The following is a 25,607-nucleotide window of genomic DNA, read 5'->3' as shown; positions in this document are numbered from 1 at the left end:
TGTTTTCGGAAAATGCCTTAAGCATACACACTTTGCAAACAAGAACGCATGCTTTGCTTAACAGCATTCGCCGTAAGTGGTTTTTTGAGTATCGTTTCAAAATTTCCCTTTTCAATCATTTTTAACTTTTCTATACATTGGACTTTGGATAAATTTATAAAAATAATTAAAAATTGCTTGACATAGAAACCGAAAAAAAATTTTACGTTGTAAACAACGTTTGTTCGAAAAAATAAAATAAGGAACAAACGATGTTAGCGACAGAAAAACTAAAACAATTCCGTACATTCCTCTACAACATCTTCCCCGCGCGACGCGATGCCAATATGAATTTACTCGATGCCCTTTCAAGCCATGGCCATCGCTGCAAAACACCCATAGAATTATGTGAATCGCCATACTTTGAACGTGAATACAGTAGTATTACCGATGCGATTAGCGATGGTTTGTCGGTAGCAAATTGTTGGGATAGCATGATGAAAATACAATATGAACATGTGAGTCATAGCGATGACCGTGTGATCATTATTGCGGATACGACACCACAGTCGCGTCAAAGTGCACACTGTGTTGAAGATCGCCATGTGGTTTACAGCCCTAATCCAGCACCGGGTAACAAACCGATTACCATTGGACATGAATATTCAACGGTATCACTATTGCCCAATGATGGTGCAGCTCAAGAAAAGCATTGGTTAGTTCCACTGGATACGAGGCGCGTTAAAAGCGATGAAAAAGGCAATGTAGTTGGGATGCAGCAAATTAACCGTTGTATTGCAGACTTAGCGCTTACTCATAAATTGGTGGTTAGCGTGGCTGATTCAAAATATGGTCAAGCGTGTCGCGATGCTCGTGATAGATTATTGCCATCCCTGTCAATAATCGACTCGCAATACGCGACAACTTAAATAGCCGCGGACGTCCTCGTCGCCCGCGCTCCGCGACCTCACGGCTCGACTACGCACGGGCTCTCAAATGACTTGACGGCTCGTAAAGATTTTTTGCAGTCGCTTACGCTCGGCAAAAAATCCGAGCCTACCGCGGAATACGCGCCTTCGCTTCGCTCTCCATGGCGCGCATCGACAGAAGCTTGCCGTAAACTGGTTAGCGAAAATCCCAATTGGGTACATCTTTTCCGTTTTAACAGTACCCGTAATGTTTTCGCGCCCGCATCAATAGAAGATAATACCTCAGGAAGTATAAAACGCTATGGTGATGCGATGAAACTAAACGACAGCACGACTCACCGTGAATCCGATGAGATTGTGCAGCAACCCATTACAACCCGCAGTGGCAAAACTTACCAATTGGAGATTAAAATATGGCGTGACCAATTACTGCGTGGTTCAAAGCAATTTAAAGGATATGAGCATCCTGTTACTGTTGTGCAATTGGTTGCGGTTGATGCTAACGGTAAATCTTTATATAAAAATCCACTCTGGTTAGGACTCGCTGGTGAACGACGTAATGAAATCACAGCATTAGAAGCGTATCACTATTACGATAGACGCTATGACATTGAACACTACTTTCGTTTTGGTAAAGACAAACTGTTATTTGACCGATACCAAACACCGGATGTTAAGCACGAAGAAGATTGGTGGCGGATGACAGCATTAGCGTATACGCAACTTTATCTAGCGAGGAATCTTGCCCCGATTTTACCGAAAAAATGGGAGCGGTATTTGCCGAGCTTCCAAGTGGATAACGAAAAACCATCAATAACTGCGACCCCTTCACAAACGCAACGGGGTTTTTCTACGGTGCTTGATACCGTTGGCACGCCTGCTAATCTCTGCAAACCACGCGGTAATCCGCAAGGCAGAACCAAAGGTGATACGCAGGGGAAACGCACGCGACATCCTGCTATTTTCAAAAATAGCAACTCAAAAATTAAAACGATTCAGAGGACTGAAGAAAAGACGCAAAACTCAGACCCTGAAAAAATAGAGGATTTGATTGGGATAGTAAAATCATGGTTGGATAAAATAAATTTTACACCTGAGCAATTCTACGAATTGCTGCAAAAAACAGCTTAAGATTTAGAAACTCACATTTTTTGATTATTGTCCTAACTGGCAAGGGATTTTATTTATCCAAAGTCCAACTTAAAGAAGCGCAAGGGTACGATGTTAGTGCCGGCTTTTGTGTTAGTCGTGTGGTTCCCCGTCGGCTCTATCATTGAGGCTTATTTTTTAAAGCACGATGGGCTGCACGGTCTGTGGACGATCGTGGTTGATGCGTATTTGACGTATTTCTTTTGCGTATTGCTGCGGGTCTTTTTTAAGCGCGTGAAGTCAGAGCAGAAGGCAGTATCATGAATCCGATTAAAATTATTTGGTCGATTGTGAAAGCTATTTTTGAAGGGCTCAAAAAACGCTCACAAGAAACCCAAGATTTAAAGCTTGCTGAAATTAAAGCCCGAAAAGAAATGGTACTCTCAAAACAGTTGGCGGTAGCGCAGTGGGAGTTGGCGCAGTTAGTCGATAAGGATAAACCGTTACGGCTCCTGTCATTTGCCTTATTTGCCTCACCCTTTTGGTCAGGATTCTTTGGTCCTGATTTCCATCAGTATGCGTTGGGCCTTTGGCACAGCCTAACGCCGTTTCAAGAAAACATTTTAGCCATGATTTGTGCCGCCGTTTTCGGTCGGAAAACGATTCCGAACTTCATCGGCGGCACCGTGCAGGCTGTGGTGGGCGGCTTTCGGAAACCGCAGTTGCCCGAACCCGAAGAAACAAGAAAAGAATAGGTAGTGTTTTATCTTGAGGGATAAACCATAAAATGCAGCGCACTGAAATCCCGGTAATTCGTGCTGTCGTGTTTGGCTGAAAGGACCCCCAACTGCATCGACGCAAGAGCATGTAGGCTGCGGCAAGCGAATTCATAGGGGTAGTTTTTCTACAACTTTAAAAAAACAGACGCATTTAAGGGTATGTTAATTTTCAAATTAAGGTTTTTATGTAATAATTCTACTTCTAAGGCATCTTTTCAAAAGTAACGGTGCCAAATTGCAGGTAAATGTCTATTTCAAAGAGGGGTTTTTGTGATGCGTAGAAGAACAGACCGATTTTCTGATGAGCTCCAACCTAAGGATTTTTCTGGTATGGTTATAGGTGATAGCTCTAATCTTGGCGCTGTTGGTGCAGCAATGGCAATAGCAAAGGAAGACGACGACTTGACTAAGTATAAGCGTTATAACTGCTTTACACCACAGCACGAGATAAAAGAAGCTATTGATCAATTGGTGGCGCAGCTTCACCAGGTTACTCGAGAGCTGAAAAAGATGAAGACAAGAGCACATACAGCTGAGACTAAGAAAAATATGGCTTTTAATGAATCCTTTTTAGCCGAGGAACGAGTGTCCAGTGGCATGGGGTCATCTACACATTACTTGAATTCGCTCTCAGAGAGCATTGAAGCTAAAAATAGACTTCAGCTCCTCCAGAAGAGGCAACAGAAAATAGGAAAAATCATTTCTAAATTAAAAGGCTTTTTTCAAGAAGGCCACCAAGTTTCTACTGGTAATTCTCATTCCTTCTTCTCAAATCAGCCAGGATCTCATTCAGTAGAGCCAGAGATTCGGGGAATCTCTTCTGCTCCGCATACGTTTGGCAGCTCACGTTGAAAGAAAAGTAATTTTTAAAGTTAGTAGGCTACCAGCAAACTTAATAAGCTTGTTGGTAGCCACAAAAATTTTTCCTTCCGCGTGCGCCCATTTTCTGCCAAGTTTGAAAAGTAGCTGGTCTATTTTCCTAAAAAACCACTCCAGGCTCATTAAAACAAGCACTAACCTACCCTATTTTCCTAAAAATGCCTTGCTTAACTAATTGATTCATATAAAATATGCTACTGACTGTTAATCACTTGGTCGGGGGTTCAAATCCCTCCCGGGGAGCCAATTAATTAACGTTAAATCAATCAATTACAACTAACCCACCCTTTTCTCTTCATACTCCGCCATTATCCTTGCGGGACTTTTGCGGGACCTAGGATCAACTTGGGACCGGATCAAGCGTAAAGTAGGAGTGCTCACACGTCTTTGACAAATTAAATTCGCCGATTCGATTAAGTTTCTAATCTCTGCAGACGAATAATGTGTGGTCATTCTTCCTGACTTATGCCCTAACAAGTCTTGTCGATCTTCGTACGAAACACCCATTGCTCGTAAACAACGTCCGAACGTGTGTCGCAAATCGTGAACACGTACATCGGACAATCCCGCACGAACACGGGCAGCTTGCCAACCAGTGGTATTCCAAGCGTGTCGCGATGCTCGTGATAGATTATTGCCATCCCTGTCAATAATCGACTCGCAATACGCGACAACTTAAATAGCCGCGGACGTCCTCGTCGCCCGCGCTCCGCGACCTCACGGCTCGACTACGCACGGGCTCTCAAATGACTTGACGGCTCGTAAAGATTTTTTGCAGTCGCTTACGCTCGGCAAAAAATCCGAGCCTACCGCGGAATACGCGCCTTCGCTTCGCTCTCCATGGCGCGCATCGATGGAGTAGTAAGGCCGTATTTGACCGTTATGCCGGTGAACAAATACGTAAGTAGAATCTCTACCTCTCTGGCGGTTAATATGTAAACCTTCAGACTTGATCTGACACTCCTGGTCAGTTAGAGTAAAATTTAATTGACCAACCTTAAACAACCAACACGAGGCAAGCGTGTCGCGATGCTCGTGATAGATTATTGCCATCCCTGTCAATAATCGACTCGCAATACGCGACAACTTAAATAGCCGCGGACGTCCTCGTCGCCCGCGCTCCGCGACCTCACGGCTCGACTACGCACGGGCTCTCAAATGACTTGACGGCTCGTAAAGATTTTTTGCAGTCGCTTACGCTCGGCAAAAAATCCGAGCCTACCGCGGAATACGCGCCTTCGCTTCGCTCTCCATGGCGCGCATCGAGGGTTATTATGACCAGTGTATCCGAAAAGATTATCAAACCCAAATTAGGTTTACTAGAGCTGTCTAAACAATTGGGAAATGTTTCACAAGCCTGCAAGGTTATGGGTTATTCACACGACAGTTTTTACCGTTTCAAAACACTTTATGAAAATGGTGGCGAAGAAGCACTCCATGATATGAGTAAGAAGAAACCGAATGAAAAAAATAGAGTGCCGTTACATGTAGAAGAAGCGGTAATTGCTTTGGCTATTGAAAACCCAGCGTTAGGTCAGGCACGTGCGGCCAATGAATTACTGGCGCGAGGCATTATCGTATCGAGCAGCGGAGTTCGTTCGGTGTGGCTACGTAATGATCTAGAGACTTTTAAGAAGCGACTAAAAGCGCTTGAAGCGAAATCGGCGCAAGACGGTATGTTATTAACGGAAGAACAATGACAAGCATTAGAAAAATCAAAACGAGAAAAAGAAGCGCACGGCGAGATTGAAACAGAACACCCAGGTTATTTAGGTTCTCAGGATACGTATTATGTTGGCACGATGAAGGGCGTTGGCCGTATTTATGGGGTCTGTAAATAAGATTGTGTAAATGCGATAGTCAGGGAAAGGTCGTTAAAATTATACGGAGTCTTTGACTATGGCAATGAAAACCAATAAATTAGATCCACAGGTTGTGGAATATTTTCTCAAACATACCAAGACCGCATCTGATATTTTCGGTGATACTGGTTTGTTAAAGGAGTTAAAAAAGGCACTGACGGAGCGTATTCTGGAAGGGGAGCTGACGGACGCGCTGGGTTATGCAAAACACGAAGTGTCTGGCAACAATAGTGGTAATTCCCGCAATGGGCACAGCCAAAAAACGATCAAAACAACAGATGGCGAGATGACCATTGAGGTTCCTCGTGATCGTAACAATGAGTTTGTACCGCAATTGATTCCAAAACATCAAACCCGCTTTGATGATTTGGATGACAAAATTATGAGTCTTTATGCACGGGGTATGACTACCCGTGATATTCAAGATCAGTTGAAAGATTTGTATGGCACAACTATTTGTTCGAGTCTCATTTCTACAGTAACCAACGAAGTGATTGAAGAAGTGAAGGCTTGGCAAAGTCGTCCGTTGGACAAGGTGTATCCGATTGTGTATTTGGACGCTTTAGTGATTAAAGTGCAGCAAGATAAAAAGGTTATCAATAAGGCATTGTATTTGGCTTTAGGAATTAATATCGATGGGCAAAAAGAATTGCTAGGTATTTGGATTAGCCAAAATGAGGGCGCTAAATTCTGGTTGAATGTATTAACGGAGTTAAAAAATCGAGGCCTAGAAGATATCCTGATTTGTTGCGTTGACGGGCTAACGGGCTTTCCTGATGCGATTGGCGCTGTGTATCCTAACACTCAAGTACAGCTTTGCATTGTACACATGGTGCGGAATTCATTGCGCTATGTGGGTTGGAAAAAGAAAAAAGAAGTGGCCGCTGACTTAAAAGCTATTTATTCGGCCAGTACGGTTGAAGAAGCAGAATTGGCGCTGACGAGTTTCTCTGAGAAATGGGATGCTGAATTTCCCTCGATTGCCAAAAGTTGGTTGACTCATTGGGAGCGCATTGTGCCATTTTTTGCTTATCCGGCAGAAATTCGGAGGGTGATTTATACCACTAACGCTATTGAATCACTGAACATGAGTATCCGAAAAGTTATTAAAAATAAACGAGTTTTTCCGTCGGACGATGCCGCTTTAAAACAACTCTATTTAGGGTTAAAAAATATAGCCAAAAAATGGACCATGCCGATTCGAGACTGGGGTGCCGCCATGAATCGTTTTGCCCTTATGTTTGAAGATCGCCTGGCGGATTTTGTATAAAACTTAAAATTCATAAGAGAGGAAATTAATTTGAACGCAATGTAGTTTTTGATAAAATTAAAAAATCAGTTAACACAATGGTTGATTAATAATTCTGACTGACGCGATTTACACAAACTAATGAACAGTCCCGAAATAGATTGTTCATATTTTAGTTAGGCAACAAAGCCCCATTAAGAATAAAAATTAAGTGAGGAAAATATGAATAGACAAAATTATAATTCGCAGCCTAAATCTACTGCGCAGCTTAGTGCATCAGGTTCAGAGCCTAACATGCTATCCGCTGAAAGAATAAAAAAAGCAATGCTACGCCGGCTGGATTGTCAGATTTACGCTGAGGCTGTTCTTGAGACACTCCCCCTTAATTGTAAAACCTTAGAAAGTCCTGCCTTTCGTGATAAGAAGAAGCTAATTCCTACCATACAAGTCAACATGAGAGCATCCAAAAACAATGCAAAGGAGTTGGCCCATCTAGAGCGATATCGACGAGACTTCATAAACGGATCCTCCCAGGAGAGTAGAGGTAAGGACGACTTACGTTACAAGCGTAGACACGGGGTTTTTTTTGAACAAGTTGATTCTTTTTTAGCTACAGGGGATCTTGCTCAGACTCAGCATCGAAGACAAAAACCCCAAACAACGCAATGCCCGTTGTCCTCAAAACAGGGATTAAGCGCTACGTCAGGACTGCAGGGCTATGCTTCCAATCCACAACCCGAAGAGCCCCTACCTGCCGACCCTAGTGTTAATAAACTTATAACTTCGATGGGGGCTGCTTGTTCTTTGGAAGAACGAAACTGCACATCAGAAGCACATTCTACTTTCAAAGAAAGACTAGAGCCAGCTAGACAAAACTTAACCGGTTTTTTTCGGCCTAAGCGAGAAAAATCGGATTATCGGCTTTTAACACAAAAAGACAAATTAGACACTTATACAGCATTCGATAGACTCTTCGGATCAGTTTCAGGTGACCCATCTCAAACAAGCGCTTCTTCGTTTTGTCGGAGGGGAGCTTTATTAGGACAACCAAGCTTCTTTCAAGATCAACCACCATCATATGAGGAGAGTCAAAGACAGCAGGAAGTGGAGGCTTCTCAATGGGAAGCTGCATTTCGCAGTGCACTGTTGAGACGTGGTGGACTTTCTTAAACTAAAAATTACGTATTTAACCTCAGTTCTGGATAACTGCGTATAAATTATTCTTTATATTGTTGGTTTTTATTCCTGGTTTGTTTGGTCGCCAAGAATAGGCAATTAGCGCTGCAAGGGTATTGACTAAAAAATTAATCGGACTACGATGACGCGAATGCTCAACATGATACAAGTTTTTCAACTGATCGATAATCGTTTCTACGATGGGCTTTGTTGCCTAACCCCACGCCTTTGTTTGTGTCTCAAAATTTAGGCGCAACGATAACTCGCCGGCATTCCTAGCCGTGTCATTTTATTTAACACACCACAACCGATCATTGATTCGATTTTTTGCCGTACAAAATCTCGAGCATGTAACGTACTACCCAATATTCTTTTGTAGCGTTGAATCGCCAACTCTGAATAATTCCGATAACCGTATTGTCTTATTCGTTGCCAAGCCATTCGGCCCAATGCTTTTAGTTGCTTAACATTACCATTACGTTGTGTATGATTATTTTTATCATAAACAGCATCACTATCAGGCGGCATTATTATAGCGGCTCCTTTAAAGTAATTTGATAATATTTCATAAACAGGATTCTTATCGTAGGCACCATCGGCGCTGACATGGCCCACTTTGCAAGTAAGTTGCTTTGATAACGTTGCAACGCTTTGGCAATCCGCCGTAAAGCGATCCGTTAAATCATTACCATGAATAATATGTTTATTATCAACGGCTATATGCAATTTACGCCAACTCCGTTTGGCTGATAATGTATATGTTTCCTGATGCCATTCACCTCTGCCAAACCGTTTTAACCCAGTGGAGTCAAGGGCGATAGCCACAACGCTTTTATCTGCCGATTCCGTTTTCCTGTAACGAGGCGACTGAATAGTTAAAAGCGCTAACCGTTTTGACAAGCAACTGTAATCCGGTGATTTTATATTAAGGGCTTTCATCTTGAAAATTGAATTCATAAACCCTTGACATTGCCTCAACGCTAAACGAAAAACTTGCCGAATTTCATGGCACGTAATGATCGCAAGATCCGTGAACTTTTGGGGTGCGCCTTTGCCATCATACACACGATCTTTTTCATACCACGAATGAATAATATCATCGGATATCCAGATTTCAATATTGGCACGATTGCGTAATGCATTATTATATTCACGCCAATTGCTCACCTTGTATTTCTGCTTGGGAATCGTCCAGCCTTTTTTGTTTGGATATTTATTTGGCATATGAGGCGCCCTCTGCTTAAAAATCGTGGGGTGCTGATTATAATATAGACAGCAAAAATTACATAGATTGTTCATGTTTTAGTTAGGCAACAAAGCCTTGGAAAACTCTGAGATTTTACAAAACCGCGAAACTCGTGATAAAATTAAAAAAAATCAGTTAACACAATGGTTGATTAATAATTCTGACTGACGCGATTTACACAAACTAATGAACAGTCCCGAAATAGATTGTTCATATTTTAGTTAGGCAACAAAGCCTTAATCAATAGTTGGCTGAGTTTTTAAAGAACCGTTTATTTTAGGGATTAGTTACAATGCGTGTGGTGTTATCAAATATTTCAGCAGCTGGTTTATATATTTCATCGATAGGTGTATTGTTTTTGTCTAAAAAACTGGCAATGGTAAGTACAGCTACTACAGTGGTGCTGAGTTTAATAAGTGGTCGTGTTCGGCCGGTCGGTTTAGCTGCGTTGGGTTGTTATGCGGGGTTATTGGCATTACCATCCTATTTAGAGAATCCTTATGCCCGCTTTGGTGTCAATATTCTTGGTGTGTTATTAAATGCGGCAATTAGTTTGCATAAAATGCCAGGCTTTAGTAATGAGCACATTATTCAAAATGAAGTAATCTCTGACGGAGCCGTTCCCTATAATCTTTATTTAAATTACGACAAGGTGCTAGCAGGTCAGATTACGTTGCTTGCTTTTGGGTTACAGACTGATGCGGTTTTAGCACAAACGCGTTCTACAGCCTTTCCAGCTATTTTATTAATTACATCGGCAACAATTATGGCTGAGCTTCTAGGTGCAAAAATGTTGGGTTATGTTAAGACAGAATTTAAGATCAAGCCTCATTTTAAGCGCTGGGCAGCGACAAATTTATTGTTAGTGTGCCCTGCGGAAGAAGCGTTGTTTAGAATGCAAATCCAAGGAAACTTATTTAAACAGGCTCAGCTTCAAATTGCTTTACTGTTATCGTCTGCTCTGTTTGGTGGTGCCCATTTTCAAGGTGGTTTAAAGTACGTTGGCTTAGCTGGTTTAGCAGGGGCCGGCTATGGCTTGTCTTATCAATTAACGGGTGATGTGCGTTCAAGCATGCTAACGCATTTTGTTGTGAATTTTGTACATTTTTTAGCGTTTACATACCCAGCGCTAGAGAGCAGTGTTTCTCCCCAAGCATCCTTTTAAAACATGCGCTCGATGCGCGCCATGGAGAGCGAAGCGAAGGCGCGTATTGCGAGTCGATTATTGACAGGGATGGCAATAATCTATCACGAGCATCGCGACACGCTTGTTTAGAATACATCGAAGAGGGCAGGCGGTTTAAAGATAGCGCGTCTAAGCTACTATATGATTTTTAGATTTTTTAGCCATACTTACAAATGCAACCATATATGGCTATTTATATGGTTATCCGGTATAATCCTATCATTATGAGAACAGCAGACTTCGAATGGGACAACAACAAGGATAAAATTAACCAGGAGAAACATGGAGTGTCCTTCTTCGAAGCGCAACGCGCTTTTTTGGATGTGCACCGTGTGATTGCTGAAGATACTGAGCACAGCCTTTCAGAAAAAAGATATTATTGTTTTGGCAAAGTGGATGGAGAAGTCATGACGGTCCGATTTACTTATCGGGACAATAAAGTTCGAATCATTGGTGCTGGTTATTGGAGAAAGGGGAAGAAAATTTATGAGAAAGAAAAAAATTAAATACACCGATGAGCCTATCGGTGATGTCAAAGTGGTTAAAGACTTTTTACCATCTCCCAGCGAACTGGTCTTGAAAGGTGATACCGTAAAGGTCACGCTCTCCTTAACGAAAGAAAGCGTCGATTTCTTTAAGAAAGAAGCTAAAAATCACCATACTCAATATCAGAAAATGATCCGTAATTTACTGGACCAATATGCACACCAATACAAAAGAAAAAGAAGAAAGGGCGAGTAGTAACTACCTTGTGCGAAAGTAGCAATCATTATTGCCAATTACTTTCACCCTATGTCATAACTGATCTTTTCTGATCACGATGAGAGGACTGCTAATGCCAATCACCACGGAGCAACAGCTAGAACGGGCTTTGTTGCCTAACCTCACGGCTTTGTCTGTGTCGCAAAATTTAGGCGCAACGATAACTCGCCGGCATTCCTAGCCGTGTCATTTTATTTAACACACCACAACCGATCATTGATTCGATTTTTTGCCGTACAAAATCTCGAGCATGTAACGTACTACCCAATATTCTTTTGTAGCGTTGAATCGCCAACTCTGAATAATTCCGATAACCGTATTGTCTTATTCGTTGCCAAGCCATTCGGCCCAATGCTTTTAGTTGCTTAACATTACCATTACGTTGTGTATGATTATTTTTATCATAAACAGCATCACTATCAGGCGGCATTATTATAGCGGCTCCTTTAAAGTAATTTGATAATATTTCATAAACAGGATTCTTATCGTAGGCACCATCGGCGCTGACATGGCCCACTTTGCAAGTAAGTTGCTTTGATAACGTTGCAACGCTTTGGCAATCCGCCGTAAAGCGATCCGTTAAATCATTACCATGAATAATATGTTTATTATCAACGGCTATATGCAATTTACGCCAACTCCGTTTGGCTGATAATGTATATGTTTCCTGATGCCATTCACCTCTGCCAAACCGTTTTAACCCAGTGGAGTCAAGGGCGATAGCCACAACGCTTTTATCTGCCGATTCCGTTTTCCTGTAACGAGGCGACTGAATAGTTAAAAGCGCTAACCGTTTTGACAAGCAACTGTAATCCGGTGATTTTATATTAAGGGCTTTCATCTTGAAAATTGAATTCATAAACCCTTGACATTGCCTCAACGCTAAACGAAAAACTTGCCGAATTTCATGGCACGTAATGATCGCAAGATCCGTGAACTTTTGGGGTGCGCCTTTGCCATCATACACACGATCTTTTTCATACCACGAATGAATAATATCATCGGATATCCAGATTTCAATATTGGCACGATTGCGTAATGCATTATTATATTCACGCCAATTGCTCACCTTGTATTTCTGCTTGGGAATCCTCCAACCTTTTTTGTTTGGATATTTATTTGGCATATGAGGCGCCCTCTGCTTAAAAATCGTGGGGTGCTGATTATAATATAGACAGCAAAAATTACATAGATTGTTCATGTTTTAGTTAGGCAACAAAGCCATTCAACGCTACAAAAGAATATTGGGTAGTACGTTACATGCTCGAGATTTTGTACGGCAAAAAATCGAATCAATGATCGGTTGTGGTGTGTTAAATAAAATGACACGGCTAGGAATGCCGGCGAGTTATCGTTGCGCCTAAATTTTGAGACACAAACAAAGGCGTGGGGTTAGGCAACAAAGCCTAAGCTAAATACCAGCGCACCGCCATCAAAATAATCCCCTTCTCAAAATGGCGCCATTTGAAATTGATCATATCACATCCTTCTACGTAGATAATTCACTATAAGCCATCAATTATACACACCGGCTTCGAGATTTGCGACACAACCGGCAACAAAGCCATACTCGCTATTGGCGTTGCCTTCTCCTTTCGATACTGCTGGCTGACTGAGTTTTCTTGATCTGAATAAAGAATAGTTGTTTTCTGTTCTAGTCTTATTTTTTTTATTAACCTCACCTAGTGTTAAATCAAATGTGTTGGTCTTACTATGTTGATTGGTAATGGTTACAACAATTCCCCACTCGTGGAGCTTTGCTAAAACACCAATCTGATCGTTGCCTGCCGCAATTAATGCGGGCGTCTCACCCTGATTGTTGGGAGTTGTTAAATCAATGTTCCACTCGTGGAGCTTTTCTAAAACACCAATATGACCGTTGCTCGCCGCAATGAATGCGGGCGTTTCACCATTTTTGGTAGCCGTCGTCAGATCAATTCCCCACTCGTGGAACTTGTCCAATACCTTCAGGCATCCATACTTTGCTGCAGTGAACGCGGGGGTCTCACCCTGATTGTTGGGAGTTGTTAAATCAATGTCCCACTCGTGGAACTTTTCTAAAACACCAATCTGATCGTTGCCTGCCGCAATTAATGCCGGCGTTGCACCATTTTTGGTAGCCGTCGTCAGATCAATGTTCCACGCGTGGAGCTTTTCTAAAACACCAATCTGACCGTTGCCTGCCGCAATTAATGCCGGCGTTGCACCATTTTTAGTAGCCATCGTCAGATCAATTCCCCACGCGTGGAGCTTTTCTAAAACACCAATATGACCGTTGCCTGCCGCAATGAATGCGGGCGTTGCACCATTTTTAGTAGCCATCGTCAGATCAATTCCCCACGCGTGGAGCTTTTCTAAAACACCAATATGACCGTTGCTCGCCGCAATGAATGCGGGCGTTTCACCATTTTTAGTGGCGGTCGCCAGATCAATGTTCCACGCGTGGAGCTTTTCTAAAACACCAATATGCCCGCTGTCTGCCGCAATGAATGCGGACGTTACACCATTTTTGGTAGCCGTCGTCAGATCAATTCCCCACGCGTGGAGCTTTTCTAAAACACCAATCTGACCGTTGGCCGCCGCAATTAATGCGGGCGTTACACCATTTTTAGTAGCCGTCGTCAGATCAATTCCCCACGCGTGGAGCTTTTCTAAAACACCAATATGATCGTTGCCTGCCGCAATTAATGCCGGCGTTACACCATTTTTAGTAGCCGTCGTCAGATCAATGTTCCACGCGTGGAGCTTTTCTAAAACACCAATATGATCGTTGCCTGCCGCAATGAATGCGGGCGTTTCACCATTTTTGGTAGCCGTCGTCAGATCAATGTTCCACGCGTGGAGCTTTTCTAAAACACCAATATGCCCGTTGTCTGCCGCAATGAATGCGGGCGTCTCACCCTGATTGTTGGGAGTTGTTAAATCAATGTCCCACTCGTGGAGCTTTTCTAAAACACCAATATGCCCGCTGTCTGCCGCAATGAATGCGGGCGTTTCACCATTTTTGGTAGCCGTCGTCAGATCAATTCCCCACTCGTGGAACTTGTCCAATACCTTCAGGCATCCATACTTTGCTGCAGTGAACGCGGGGGTCTCACCCTGATTGTTGGGAGTTGTTAAATCAATTCCCCACGCGTGGAGCTTTTCTAAAACACCAATATGACCGTTGTCTGCCGCAATGAATGCGGGCGTTTCACCATTTTTAGTGGCGGTCGCCAGATCAATGTTCCACGCGTGGAGCTTTTCTAAAACACCAATATGCCCGCTGTCTGCCGCAATGAATGCGGGCGTTTCACCATTTTTGGTAGCCGTCGTCAGATCAATTCCCCACTCGTGGAACTTGTCCAATACCTTCAGGCATCCATACTTTGCTGCAGTGAACGCGGGCGTCTCACCCTGATTGTTGGGAGTTGTTAAATCAATTCCCCACGCGTGGAGCTTTTCTAAAACACCAATATGCCCGTTGTCTGCCGCAATGAATGCGGGCGTTTCACCATTTTTAGTGGCGGTCGCCAGATCAATGTTCCACTCGTGGAGCTTTTCTAAAACACCAATATGCCCGCTGTCTGCCGCAATGAATGCGGGCGTTTCACCATTTTTGGTAGCCGTCGTCAGATCAATTCCCCACTCGTGGAACTTGTCCAATACCTTCAGGCATCCATACTTTGCTGCAGTGAACGCGGGCGTCTCACCCTGATTGTTGGGAGTTGTTAAATCAATGTCCCACTCGTGGAGCTTTGCTAAAACACCAATCTGATCGTTGCTCGCCGCAATGAATGCGGGCGTCTCACCCTGATTGTTGGGAGTTGTTAAATCAATTCCCCACGCGTGGAGCTTTTCTAAAACACCAATATGCCCGTTGTCTGCCGCAATGAATGCGGGCGTTTCACCATTTTTAGTGGCGGTCGCCAGATCAATGTTCCACTCGTGGAGCTTTTCTAAAACACCAATATGCCCGCTGTCTGCCGCAATGAATGCGGGCGTTTCACCATTTTTGGTAGCCGTCGTCAGATCAATGTTCCACTCGTGGAGCTTTTCTAAAACACCAATATGCCCGTTGTCTGCCGCAATGAATGCGGGCGTTTCACCATTTTTGGTAGCCGTCGTCAGATCAATGTTCCACTCGTGGAGCTTTTCTAAAACACCAATATGCCCGTTGTCTGCCGCAATGAATGCGGGCGTTTCACCATTTTTGGTAGCCGTCGTCAGATCAATTCCCCACTCGTGGAACTTGTCCAATACCTTCAGGCATCCATACTTTGCTGCAGTGAACGCGGGGGTCTCACCCTGATTGTTGGGAGTTGTTAAATCAATGTCCCACTCGTGGAACTTTTCTAAAACACCAACACGCCCGGCTTTCACCGCAATTAATGCGGGCGTCACGCCATGTTCATTGGCAGCCGTCAGATCAATGTTCCACTCGTGGAACTTTTCTAAAACACCAATCTGATCGTTGCCCGCCGCAATAACCGCGGGCGTCACGCCATATTCATTGGCAGCCGTCAGATCAATGTTCCACTCGTGGAGCTTTTCTAAAACACCAACACGCCCGGCTTGCGCCGCAATTAATGCGGGCGTCTCACCCTGATTGTTGGGAGTTGTTAAATCAATGTCCCACTCGTGGAACTTTTCTAAAACACCAACACGCCCGGCTTTCACCGCAATTAATGCGGGCGTTACACCATTTTTAGTAGCCGTCGTCAGATCAATTCCCCACTCGTGGAGCTTTTCTAAAACACCAACACGCCCGGCTTGCGCCGCAATAAACGCGGGCGTCACGCCATGTTCATTGGCAGCCGTCAGATCAATGTCCCACTCGTGGAACTTTTCTAAAACACCAGTATGACCGTTGCCCGCCGCAATAAACGCGGGCGTCACGCCATATTCATTGGCAGCCGTCAGATCAATGTTCCACTCGTGGAGCTTTTCTAAAACACCAACACGCCCGGCTTGCGCCGCAATTAATGCGGGCGTCTCACCCTGATTGTTGGGAGTTGTTAAATCAATGTCCCACTCGTGGAACTTTTCTAAAACACCAACACGCCCGGCTTTCACCGCAATTAATGCGGGCGTCACGCCATGTTCATTGGCAGCCGTCAGATCAATGTTCCACTCGTGGAACTTTTCTAAAACACCAATCTGATCGTTGGCCGCCGCAATGAATGCGGGCGTTACACCATTTTTAGTAGCCGTCGTCAGATCAATGTTCCACTCGTGGAACTTTTCTAAAACACCAGTATGACCGTTGCGCGCCGCAATAAACGCGGGCGTCACGCCATTTTTAGTAGCCGTCGTCAGATCAATGTTCCACTCGTGGAACTTTTCTAAAACACCAGTATGACCGTTGCGCGCCGCAATAAACGCGGGCGTCACGCCATATTCATTGGCAGCCGTCAGATCAATGTTCCACTCGTGGAGCTTTTCTAAAACACCAATATGACCGTTGCTCGCCGCAATGAATGCGGGCGTCTCACCCTGATTGTTGGGAGTTGTTAAATCAATTCCCCACGCGTGGAGCTTTTCTAAAACACCAATATGCCCGTTGTCTGCCGCAATGAATGCGGGCGTTTCACCATTTTTAGTGGCGGTCGCCAGATCAATGTTCCACTCGTGGAGCTTTTCTAAAACACCAACACGCCCGGTTTGTGTTGCAACCCACACCATCAGTCTTACCACATCGCCTTCTAGTGCGTTCATCAATTTTTCTAGCCCAAATTCAGCCACTGTGTAGTTAAGAAAATCAGCTAATTTATGCAGATCAGTTCTATCAATCAAAATTTCCAGAACTGACTTTCCAAAACAGCATTTGGAATCGAAAGTAATACCTTTTTTCCCTAATAAAAAAGCAGTATTGGCGCGTAACACTTCTAATAGTTCGTTACTTGGACTGCCATAGAGAAAAGACCAGATCAACGCCTCTCTATAAGAAGACTGCTCTTGGCAATACTCACTTTTCAATAGACGAAGCAGCCCATCTCCATGCATATGCTGAAACGATGGCCAAGCCACAAATTGATGATTTTCATTTTTTAACCCTTCTATATCCTCCGCTTGAGCCACTCTAACAACCCATCTGTCCATATCAAGTTTCTCATCTTTGATTTCTTCGACAATAAATAAATCGGACACCGTTTGAATGATTTTTCCTTTTCCTGCATCAAACTTATGCACACAATCTTTAGAAAACTTATTTTGTTCAAGGCAGATGTTTACAAACAGCCGCAGCATTCGAGAAACATTTGGTATTTTCAAAGTGTTATTTGTGTCGCCACCATTGCTTTTTTCGTCTTCCGAATACATACCGTAAGAATATAGTCTTAAATCCTCTTCGTTTGGACACCCCAACCACTTTTTCATACGGCTACTGTTATCACAAGAGAACTTATCCCCTATAATGCCCTGTACTTTCATCAAAAGAAAATCAACAATCATCGTGTGGTTAATCGTTGATTTTAATTGATCACGGAATTTATTAAGCAGCTGTGCATCCAAATTAACTGGGGCAAGCGGATCTATTATTTCTGGTAGAGCATACTCTTGAGCAACATAGTTATGCAGGGCATGCACGTAATGGATTTCATCCCCCGGGAATCCAGCAGTCCAATTAACTTCAGAAACATACTGGGCTGCGATCTGTTCAATTGCACTTTTCTTCGCATAACGCACCATTGCTTCAAATGTGCTTTCTAGATATTCACAAAACCTAACCAAATTAGAATAAACGCCCGGGTAGCAAGCATCAAAAGTGAAATCTCTTAACAAACTTGGATTTATATTTTTGATAGTTCTTTCATGAGCATAGTATGCATATTCAATGGTTTTTTTTGCCGATACCAATATTAAGCTTCTATCATTTTCAGAAGAGATGTTCTCCATAGTGAACTCTCTGCCTAAGCGCTCTTTTAAACGGTCAAAATTACCCAACGCAAGATTATTTAGCTTTAGCATTGAAGCTAAAATCTGTATCAGCTGGCTTTTTGCTTTCTCAAATGATGTCGGATGATTCTGATCATAATACAAGGGACCTGCACCATAATGCGTAGTCAAAAAGGCTTCTTGCTTTTCTGCAAGAACGCTAAGTTTTTTATCTTGATACTTGTAAAATTTATCTGTTAATTCTGGTTGCATAGCCCCCCCCCCTGTAGCGGTACTGCGATCTAGACCCGTTTTGGCTTTGTTGCCTAACTAAAACATGAACAATCTATGTAATTTTTGCTGTCTATATTATACTCAGCACCCCAGGATTTTCAAGCAGAAGGCGGCTCATATGCCAAATAAATATCCAAACAAAAAAGGCTGGACGATTCCCAAGCAGAAATACAAGGTGAGCAATTGGCGTGAATATAATAATGCATTACGCAATCGTGCCAATATTGAAATCTGGATATCCGATGATATTATTCATTCGTGGTATGAAAAAGATCGTGTGTATGATGGCAAAGGCGCACCCCAAAAGTTCACGGATCTTGCGATCATTACGTGCCATGAAATTCGGCAAGTTTTTCGTTTAGCGTTGAGGCAATGTCAAGGGTTTATGAATTCAATTTTCAAGATGAAAGCCCTTAATATAAAATCACCGGATTACAGTTGCTTGTCAAAACGGTTAGCGCTTTTAACTATTCAGTCGCCTCGTTACAGGAAAACGGAATCGGCAGATAAAAGCGTTGTGGCTATCGCCCTTGACTCCACTGGGTTAAAACGGTTTGGCAGAGGTGAATGGCATCAGGAAACATATACATTATCAGCCAAACGGAGTTGGCGTAAATTGCATATAGCCGTTGATAATAAACATATTATTCATGGTAATGATTTAACGGATCGCTTTACGGCGGATTGCCAAAGCGTTGCAACGTTATCAAAGCAACTTACTTGCAAAGTGGGCCATGTCAGCGCCGATGGTGCCTACGATAAGAATCCTGTTTATGAAATATTATCAAATTACTTTAAAGGAGCCGCTATAATAATGCCGCCTGATAGTGATGCTGTTTATGATAAAAATAATCATACACAACGTAATGGTAATGTTAAGCAACTAAAAGCATTGGGCCGAATGGCTTGGCAACGAATAAGACAATACGGTTATCGGAATTATTCAGAGTTGGCGATTCAACGCTACAAAAGAATATTGGGTAGTACGTTACATGCTCGAGATTTTGTACGGCAAAAAATCGAATCAATGATCGGTTGTGGTGTGTTAAATAAAATGACACGGCTAGGAATGCCGGCGAGTTATCGTTGCGCCTAAATTTTGCGACACAGACAAAGCCGTGAGGTTAGGCAACAAAGCCTTTAAGTAATGCTGTGCATTTAACTATCAAGCCTTTGCACATGAATCTTCGATCAATCATTCTGATTAAATATTATCCAATATAGCTTCGTTGTAATATGGCTTATTGCTTAATTAGTTGTGTGATATTTCTCACAAAAATTGAACACTTCTTGAGATGGGGCCTGGAAAAGATACGGATCTTCTCACAGCAGCCTTATCGGTTGTGTCGCACTGCTAGTATAGTTTTTCCCAGGAAAAGTCTGTTCAAAAAATACTGAAGTCCACATAAAATTTGCGACAGAGCCATCATAAGTGATGGTTCTGGACTAAGGAATTTGGAGCCTGCCAGCGCCCTTCACGAACTAGCTTCAACGCAATATTGATCGCGTGATCTGTTGTCAACGGGTTTTGTGTATCACGCTGGTGTGTCAATGAGCCCATGCGAATTTCAAACACGATTTCATTGAGCACACGAATATGATCTGAGCGAGGAATGGTAGAAGCTTGCAATGATTTTTCAATCCGTCGTAATTGAAACTCACTGATAGGGCGAGGACCTGGCAATTGCTGACAGAAATCGCGGTGTGTGGTTAAGTTCACCTGACGTTGTTTTTCTGTTTGAACCATTGCTTGGTGTTGTTTGGCTGTAGCTTGCTGTTGTTTAGCGTCGATTAAAGCGCCCTCTAGTGTGGCCAATTGCTTCAATAGCCCCCATTTGGTATCTCGAGACACGGATGTTTGTAACTCAGCATTCAAGTCTTCAATCTGTGTTTGATATTCTTGGATTTGTTTCGCTGTGTTGGCAAAAACCTTACCATCTCCTTCCTCTGTTGATGTAATAAAATTAACAACAACAGACTGTGTTGTTGTATTAATTTTATTAAATTTATTATTATTCTTCCTTGTCTCATTGGTGGATAACCCTGGTTTCATATTTGGACTAGGGCATAGAGCACGGTTTTGATGCTGCGTTGATGTTGTCTTCGGTGAATCGTTGACAGGGACTCTATTGATGGGAGTCCCTCCTTCAGACTCTGTCGTGGCGTTTTTGGTAGAAGTAAGGCTGACATCAAAAAGTACTTCTTCAGTACTTTTAGTTTGATAATTGTACTCGTTAATGCTAATGGAACCATCTTCAGATAGCGCATCTGGGTGGTTGTTTTTTGGATCGTTCGTGTTTGATGGGCCAGTCAGATTGTGCGTACTTTCTGTTGATTTTTTCCTATCCGGGGACGATGACAGTTGTGCGATCGCCGCCTGAGGAAGTCTGACATCGATGCAAGAAGCCTGCCAGGCATTATCTTCAATACGTTGATGGCGTTTTATGTAGCCAGATTTTTCAAGCTGGTTGAGCAGACGCGCAATGGTGCTTGGACTTTTGTTCAGTTCTCGTGCTAATTCGTTTTTGGATATAGTAATGCTCCAGGTAGAATCAAAAAAGGCAAATTCAAACAGCGTTTGCCAACACAGTTTCGCGGCATCCGTGATGGCCTGGTCGTGGCGTAAGTAGCGCAACACAGCACGTGGGAATAAACGATATTCCTTATCTTGCCACAGCGCTTTCAGTGTTTGAGCACTTTGCTCACGGGAGGAGTGAATAGGGGACGGGTTGTTTTTTGGGCAAACAACCCTCTGACCACACAATATAGTCATTGTAATGCTCCTTATTTTGCATTATTTACTTGTAATAAGAAGACTCTTTGACTATACTGAATTTGTCTGGATTCAATATGAAGTACAAAGTGTCTTCATTAATCATCTTAAATGCCCGCCACGAAGCGGGCATTTTTTTTGGGTAGGATCCTACCCAAATTTAATTATTTACATTATCTCGTTTCCTTTGTAGTTGATTTTCTATATTTTTTGTAATTGTTTTCTCAAGCTCAGTAAAATTGATTACTTCTCTTACGTCTTTAGGGAAGGCAATGGATCTGTTTCCGTTAGAATCTTTTCTCCAAGTAAAAATATGCCTTCCTGTTGTAGACCGAATTTCATTAGCATAACTGAAGTTAGTTTTATTGCCTGAAATCTCTAGCTCAACGAGCTTTCTTAATTTTTTATCACTTATGTTTTTGCCATCAAGTTTAGGTGCAAGTCGAAGTAATATTTTTTGATAGTCGTTTGAGTCGCTAGATAATAACCTAGATATTTCATAAGCTGTTGATGCAGATATTTTTGAATAATCGCCAATAGCATCCCAAATATTTTGATTTATTCGTGAGAAGGAAAGCAAATTTCGAATGGAGCTTTTTGAAAGCTTTAATTTTTCCTGGAGTTCTTTACGGTCTATAATACCTTTTTCTATTAGAGAAGAATAATTCATTCCTTTGGCATAATCTGACAGATCTTCACGATGCGAATTTTCTGCGGCTTGGCATATTGCAGCTTCTTTATCAGTCAAGTTCTTAACTATGACTTTTAAATTTATTCCAGCAACTTTAGCGGCTCGCCAGCGCCGCTCACCAGCAATTATTTCATATTGTCTTTTATCCTGTTTGGATGGCCTGACTATACAAGGCTGTTGCTGACCAATAGATTTTAATTCTTCCGCAAAAGTTTTTATATCACCTAGTTCACTTTCAGGACGATCATGATATGCCCAGTTAATTATGATGTCTGGTGACATTTCAATAATTTTTTCATTAAGAAAAGTGCTTTCTGTTTGTGAAAGTTGGTCAAATGATGTTCTAGAATCAATGGATTGCTTTTTATCTCTAGACTTACTTTTATAGTACTCAACATTTTTAACCTCGCCTGAATTTAAAACTGCAGCGAGAGCGCCTGTTAGGTGCACATCTTTTTTATTCGACATTTATTCGCGCTCCATCGGTTATTGTTGAATTATTGAAATTTTCTTTTGATTGTTTGCTCCAAATATCTTTAAAGTAATTAATAATTTCTCCGTTTACGGCATCTAAATGGTGCAAGCCACGACGGTATGCTTCTCTGGCTCCACGAGGCTTCGATATTTCATAGACAGTACCTAGGTCATTAGTTGCCTTTTCTATTTCAACGGTATTGCACATGTGATTTGCTAAAATATAGCCACCAAATTGTGTTCTAAGCATATTTTCAACTTGTATTGATTCATTAGAGCCTGAGTGTTTAGTTAACAGAACTCTAAAAAAATCTAATCTTTGACCCTTTAAAGCTTCATACAACTTTTCTAAGGTTCCTGTAAGCATTATGAAGCTTGCGTAATCAAACATATTTGGTGGAATAGGTATAATTAAACCATTTGAAGCTAATAGAGCGTTAATTGTTAGAATTCCCAAATTAGGGCCACAATCAATGAGAATGACGTCATATTGATCTTTAACATAATCTAAAGAGTTTTTTAGTCTAGTCGCAGGGTTACCAAGTGTATCTGAATAGTTTATCTTGTTGTTAGGTAGGGCTAATTCTAAATTTTGTAGTGCTAAATTTGCTGGTATTAAATCTAGACCATGAAAATGAGTTGGTCTTATAACATTTTGAATGTATGATGGGTCTCTTAGTAAAGTGTAGTCAATTGTATCTTCTTCATCTAGTTCTAAGTCTGGAATTATCCCACCAGCAATAAAAGTTGAAGTTGCTTGTGGGTCAAAATCGATGAATAATACCCTTAAACCATCTACTGCACATTTTTGAGCAAGGTGAGCTGCGGTAGTTGTTTTTGCGCTTCCGCCTTTAAAGTTTGTGATGCTTACAATCATGGGAGAGGAGTCTAGTGGGCGACGGTATCGTGTTTTAAGTATATCTCTTGCTTTGTTAATTCTTTCTAGAGTATAGATTCTACGATTATTTGTGTCCCTAATAGGCAAACCAAGCTTACCTTCGTTAGTTTCTAGCTTGCGTAAAGTTGGTGCTGTAGTTCCAATCATTTTGGCAGCATCAATAATTCCCCACGTACGCAAGATTTTCCGTGAATTCGGAGATGTGACTGTTGTTCTTAATCTCAAGAGCATTTCATTTCCAGCTTCACGAAATGCTTCAAAAGTAGATGCTGGATCATCTAATCCAGTAGGAGTAAGCCCTTTTTCACGCATAATTTTTCCTTACAGAACTTTCCATTATTCGATATATTATCTTTAAAAAATGGAAAAAGTCAATCATTTGAGATATTTCTATTTTAATTAGAATTCAGATGCACAATAGAACTACTGTGCGAAAATCAAATTTTGAACAATTTTATTACAATAACCTCAGTTCTGGATAACTGCGTATAAATTATTCTTTATATTGTTGGTTTTTATTCCTGGTTTGTTTGGTCGCCAAGAATAGGCAATTAGCGCTGCAAGGGTATTGACTAAAAAATTAATCGGACTACGATGACGCGAATGCTCAACATGATACAAGTTTTTCAACTGATCGATAATCGTTTCTACGATGCCACGTTGTTTTAGGAAAAACTTTTCACAAGCGTGTCGCGATGCTCGTGATAGATTATTGCCATCCCTGTCAATAATCGACTCGCAATACGCGACAACTTAAATAGCCGCGGACGTCCTCGTCGCCCGCGCTCCGCGACCTCACGGCTCGACTACGCACGGGCTCTCAAATGACTTGACGGCTCGTAAAGATTTTTTGCAGTCGCTTACGCTCGGCAAAAAATCCGAGCCTACCGCGGAATACGCGCCTTCGCTTCGCTCTCCATGGCGCGCATCGAATGCAGAAAGCATTTTGTTCTTCATATTTTTACGGACTTTTGTCACAAATTTTAAATCGTGTTTTGCCAAATCGTCCGCAAGATCTTTTCCAAGATACCCTTTATCGCCAGCGCCCAACCCCTTTAAATTAGCCATTAATTTTCTAACAACAGCGCGATCATCCACGTTCCCTTTCGTTAAACAAAAACGGATTAATTCCCCTTGATGATTAATCACAATATGTAGTTTAAAGCCGTAAACCCAGCCCATTGTGCTTTTACTGCGTTTAGCAATGCCTTTGAAAACCTTGTTTCGATAAATTCGTTTATTGTGGCATACGCGTAGTGTAGTTGAGTCAATATAATACAATCCCGTGTGTTTGCCCTTTCTCGAAAGCAAATAGGCGGCGAGCATCATTAGCGCTGCTGATTGGCAGGCGACAAAACGTGTGTAACTCAGCGCCGTAGGAAAATACTTCTTCATGTCTTGTAAAACACATCCACAATAAAAATCCTTAAATGTGCGATAGTGACTCATTTGAAACAACACAATGATGGTGCCAATTTCAGACAAGCTCATTTGCATCGCTCGATCTCGTTTTCTGTCTGGGTTCGGTAGCAAATACTTTGATTGACCTTTCAAATAATCCTTGCAAAAATCATCCATATCACAAAAAATCTCCGTGACCGGTGCCAACATGATTAACTCCTGTTACATTATTTAGCTGTAATTTTGGAGCTAAATTTTAGCGGTTCCGGTCTTTTTTTCAATTATTTCATTCACTGAATTACTTTTTTGTTAGAGGTCAATAAGCCAATTTTTAGTTTCGCAGGAGCTCTAATGCATAAAAGCTATTCTTTCACCAGCACCTCGACCTCGGGCGAGAGTCCATGATCGATGAGCCGCTGCTCTAGTAATTCAATGCGTTTTTCAGCGAGGGTTTGTAAGAGCTGCGCACGTTTGGCTTGACCTTGATAATCACTGAGCAGTTGTGTGGCACGCTTACGCTCACGATCGCTAATGGTTAAGAGCCGCTTGAGCTGATCGGGATTATCCTCGAGCTGTTGAATGCTCAAGGGCAGGGCAACGGAGTCTAAGTCTTTCGCTTGGAGAAAAGCAGGCGCCAGCGCTGCATTTTCCCGACGGAGCTGTTCGTTTTCATCGCGCAAGACCCAGTAGTCATGATTTTTATTCTGCACGAAATCCTCAAACCAATCGACCTTAGCAAGCTTTTCCCGGGTGCGTTGACTGTGAATACTCACATATTCGTTGGAGCGTTGATAAATTTGCTGCTGAAAATCCTCAACACTGTCTTTTTTGACATAGAGGAGGATACGTACTAAGCCTTCTTTAACAAGTTTTTGGTGCCAGGTTTTTTCATAGCGGCGCTTAGTGTCTTTATCAATAGTTCCTTTTTTGATCATATTTATTGCACATCCATTTTGTTAATTTTGGAAAAGAAATCACTGATACGAAATAATACCACGATTGGGGTGGGGTGAGTATCCCAAAAATGCACGGAAAAATAGGTTACGATAATGGGACATTATCGGAGATTGCTCAGAAAATAAGCA

At 42.2% G+C, this 25,607-nt stretch carries 22 protein-coding genes and 3 pseudogenes; 12 read left to right on the top strand and 13 right to left on the bottom strand.

The annotated features are described in order from the left end of the window. The first annotated feature begins 251 nt into the window (after positions 1-251). The 5 genes from ACJMKR_RS12025 to ACJMKR_RS12005 all read left to right on the top strand — a co-directional run bounded on the left by ACJMKR_RS12025 (position 252) and on the right by ACJMKR_RS12005 (position 3,628). Positions 252-908 carry a transposase gene (locus ACJMKR_RS12025; RefSeq protein WP_423063232.1) on the top strand — a complete coding sequence of 219 codons (657 nt, stop codon included), beginning with the start codon at positions 252-254 and terminating at the stop codon, positions 906-908. Between the two features lie 72 nt (positions 909-980). Further along, a complete protein-coding gene (locus ACJMKR_RS12020) occupies positions 981-2,039 on the top strand; it encodes a hypothetical protein (RefSeq protein ID WP_423063233.1) in 1,059 nt (352 codons plus the stop codon). Between the two features lie 90 nt (positions 2,040-2,129). Beyond that, the gene (locus ACJMKR_RS12015; RefSeq protein WP_423062601.1) at positions 2,130-2,321 is read left to right on the top strand and encodes a hypothetical protein; all 192 of its coding nucleotides are present in this window, start codon (positions 2,130-2,132) and stop codon (positions 2,319-2,321) included. Beyond that, complete coding sequence (locus tag ACJMKR_RS12010) at positions 2,318-2,752, top strand: hypothetical protein (RefSeq protein ID WP_423062602.1); 435 nt, start codon at positions 2,318-2,320, stop codon at positions 2,750-2,752. The genes ACJMKR_RS12015 and ACJMKR_RS12010 overlap by 4 nt, the downstream gene beginning before the upstream one ends. Before the next feature lie 297 nt (positions 2,753-3,049). Then, positions 3,050-3,628: a hypothetical protein gene (locus ACJMKR_RS12005; RefSeq protein ID WP_423062603.1), complete on the top strand. Its 579-nt coding sequence runs from the start codon at positions 3,050-3,052 to the stop codon at positions 3,626-3,628. A 303-nt stretch (positions 3,629-3,931) separates the two neighbouring features. Here ACJMKR_RS12005 and ACJMKR_RS12000 read toward each other — a convergent pair whose 3' ends face one another. Then, the gene (locus ACJMKR_RS12000) at positions 3,932-4,306 is read right to left on the bottom strand and encodes a tyrosine-type recombinase/integrase (protein ID WP_423064316.1); all 375 of its coding nucleotides are present in this window, start codon (positions 4,304-4,306) and stop codon (positions 3,932-3,934) included. 623 nt (positions 4,307-4,929) lie between these two features. On the opposite strand from ACJMKR_RS12000, the pseudogene ACJMKR_RS11995 reads away from it, so the two are divergent. The 3 genes and pseudogenes from ACJMKR_RS11995 to ACJMKR_RS11985 all read left to right on the top strand — a co-directional run. Beyond that, a pseudogene (locus ACJMKR_RS11995) lies at positions 4,930-5,481 on the top strand (helix-turn-helix domain-containing protein); the annotation flags it as partial. Positions 5,482-5,554: 73 nt separating this feature from the next. Continuing rightward, on the top strand, positions 5,555-6,787 hold the full coding sequence (locus ACJMKR_RS11990) for an IS256 family transposase (protein WP_423062605.1): 1,233 nt from the start codon (positions 5,555-5,557) through the stop codon (positions 6,785-6,787). 201 nt (positions 6,788-6,988) lie between these two features. Beyond that, entirely contained in the window at positions 6,989-7,936 is a 948-nt protein-coding gene (locus tag ACJMKR_RS11985) for a hypothetical protein (RefSeq protein WP_423064296.1), read from the top strand. A gap of 22 nt (positions 7,937-7,958) precedes the next feature. On the opposite strand, the pseudogene ACJMKR_RS11980 reads toward ACJMKR_RS11985, so the two are convergent. After that, positions 7,959-8,144 (bottom strand): annotated as a pseudogene (locus ACJMKR_RS11980) (IS982 family transposase); the annotation flags it as partial. 44 nt (positions 8,145-8,188) lie between these two features. Continuing rightward, positions 8,189-9,166 (bottom strand): IS5 family transposase, encoded by a 978-nt coding sequence (locus tag ACJMKR_RS11975; protein ID WP_423062509.1) that lies wholly within the window; start codon positions 9,164-9,166, stop codon positions 8,189-8,191. A 314-nt stretch (positions 9,167-9,480) separates the two neighbouring features. Here ACJMKR_RS11975 and ACJMKR_RS11970 point away from each other — a divergent pair, with 314 nt between their 5' ends. Beyond that, a complete protein-coding gene (locus tag ACJMKR_RS11970; protein WP_423064295.1) occupies positions 9,481-10,353 on the top strand; it encodes a lysostaphin resistance A-like protein in 873 nt (290 codons plus the stop codon). Here ACJMKR_RS11970 and ACJMKR_RS11965 read toward each other — a convergent pair. Beyond that, positions 10,304-10,471: a hypothetical protein gene (locus ACJMKR_RS11965; protein ID WP_423064294.1), complete on the bottom strand. Its 168-nt coding sequence runs from the start codon at positions 10,469-10,471 to the stop codon at positions 10,304-10,306. The two genes, ACJMKR_RS11970 and ACJMKR_RS11965, sit on opposite strands and share 50 nt — an antisense overlap. Positions 10,472-10,598: 127 nt before the next feature. Here ACJMKR_RS11965 and ACJMKR_RS11960 point away from each other — a divergent pair, with 127 nt between their 5' ends. Beyond that, positions 10,599-10,880, top strand: coding sequence for a BrnT family toxin (locus ACJMKR_RS11960; RefSeq protein ID WP_423064315.1), 282 nt, complete (start codon positions 10,599-10,601; stop codon positions 10,878-10,880). After that, positions 10,861-11,115 carry a CopG family transcriptional regulator gene (locus ACJMKR_RS11955; protein WP_423064293.1) on the top strand — a complete coding sequence of 85 codons (255 nt, stop codon included), beginning with the start codon at positions 10,861-10,863 and terminating at the stop codon, positions 11,113-11,115. Before ACJMKR_RS11960 ends, ACJMKR_RS11955 begins: the two co-directional genes overlap by 20 nt. 169 nt (positions 11,116-11,284) lie before the next feature. Here the strand turns inward: ACJMKR_RS11955 and ACJMKR_RS11950 are convergent, their stop codons facing one another. Together ACJMKR_RS11950 and ACJMKR_RS11945 are read right to left on the bottom strand one after the other, a co-directional pair. After that, the gene (locus tag ACJMKR_RS11950) at positions 11,285-12,262 is read right to left on the bottom strand and encodes an IS5 family transposase (protein ID WP_423064292.1); all 978 of its coding nucleotides are present in this window, start codon (positions 12,260-12,262) and stop codon (positions 11,285-11,287) included. 389 nt (positions 12,263-12,651) lie between these two features. After that, positions 12,652-18,264, bottom strand: coding sequence for an ankyrin repeat domain-containing protein (locus tag ACJMKR_RS11945; protein ID WP_423064291.1), 5,613 nt, complete (start codon positions 18,262-18,264; stop codon positions 12,652-12,654). A gap of 139 nt (positions 18,265-18,403) precedes the next feature. On the opposite strand from ACJMKR_RS11945, the gene ACJMKR_RS11940 reads away from it, so the two are divergent. Next, positions 18,404-19,381 (top strand): IS5 family transposase, encoded by a 978-nt coding sequence (locus ACJMKR_RS11940; RefSeq protein WP_423062509.1) that lies wholly within the window; start codon positions 18,404-18,406, stop codon positions 19,379-19,381. A 330-nt stretch (positions 19,382-19,711) separates the two neighbouring features. Here the strand turns inward: ACJMKR_RS11940 and ACJMKR_RS11935 are convergent, their stop codons facing one another. The 7 genes and pseudogenes from ACJMKR_RS11935 to ACJMKR_RS11905 all read right to left on the bottom strand — a co-directional run bounded on the left by ACJMKR_RS11935 (position 19,712) and on the right by ACJMKR_RS11905 (position 25,457). After that, positions 19,712-21,058 (bottom strand): winged helix-turn-helix domain-containing protein, encoded by a 1,347-nt coding sequence (locus ACJMKR_RS11935; protein WP_423064290.1) that lies wholly within the window; start codon positions 21,056-21,058, stop codon positions 19,712-19,714. Between the two features lie 160 nt (positions 21,059-21,218). Then, a complete protein-coding gene (locus ACJMKR_RS11930) occupies positions 21,219-22,217 on the bottom strand; it encodes a ParB/RepB/Spo0J family partition protein (protein ID WP_423064289.1) in 999 nt (332 codons plus the stop codon). Continuing rightward, entirely contained in the window at positions 22,207-23,433 is a 1,227-nt protein-coding gene (locus ACJMKR_RS11925) for an AAA family ATPase (protein ID WP_423064288.1), read from the bottom strand. Before ACJMKR_RS11925 ends, ACJMKR_RS11930 begins: the two co-directional genes overlap by 11 nt. 156 nt (positions 23,434-23,589) lie before the next feature. After that, the gene (locus tag ACJMKR_RS11920; protein WP_423063251.1) at positions 23,590-23,751 is read right to left on the bottom strand and encodes a hypothetical protein; all 162 of its coding nucleotides are present in this window, start codon (positions 23,749-23,751) and stop codon (positions 23,590-23,592) included. Positions 23,752-23,769: 18 nt separating this feature from the next. Further along, positions 23,770-23,850: pseudogene (locus tag ACJMKR_RS11915) on the bottom strand (hypothetical protein); the annotation flags it as partial. Positions 23,851-23,916: 66 nt separating this feature from the next. Beyond that, on the bottom strand, positions 23,917-24,732 hold the full coding sequence (locus tag ACJMKR_RS11910; protein ID WP_423063252.1) for an IS982 family transposase: 816 nt from the start codon (positions 24,730-24,732) through the stop codon (positions 23,917-23,919). Between the two features lie 152 nt (positions 24,733-24,884). After that, entirely contained in the window at positions 24,885-25,457 is a 573-nt protein-coding gene (locus ACJMKR_RS11905) for a hypothetical protein (RefSeq protein WP_423064287.1), read from the bottom strand. Between the last annotated feature and the right edge of the window lie 150 nt (positions 25,458-25,607).

The organism is Candidiatus Paracoxiella cheracis, from assembly GCF_049348705.1.
GTDB lineage: Bacteria > Pseudomonadota > Gammaproteobacteria > Coxiellales > Coxiellaceae > Paracoxiella > Paracoxiella cheracis.
Note: the sequence above shows the minus strand (reverse complement) of the source record. Positions and strands in the feature narration are given on the sequence as shown.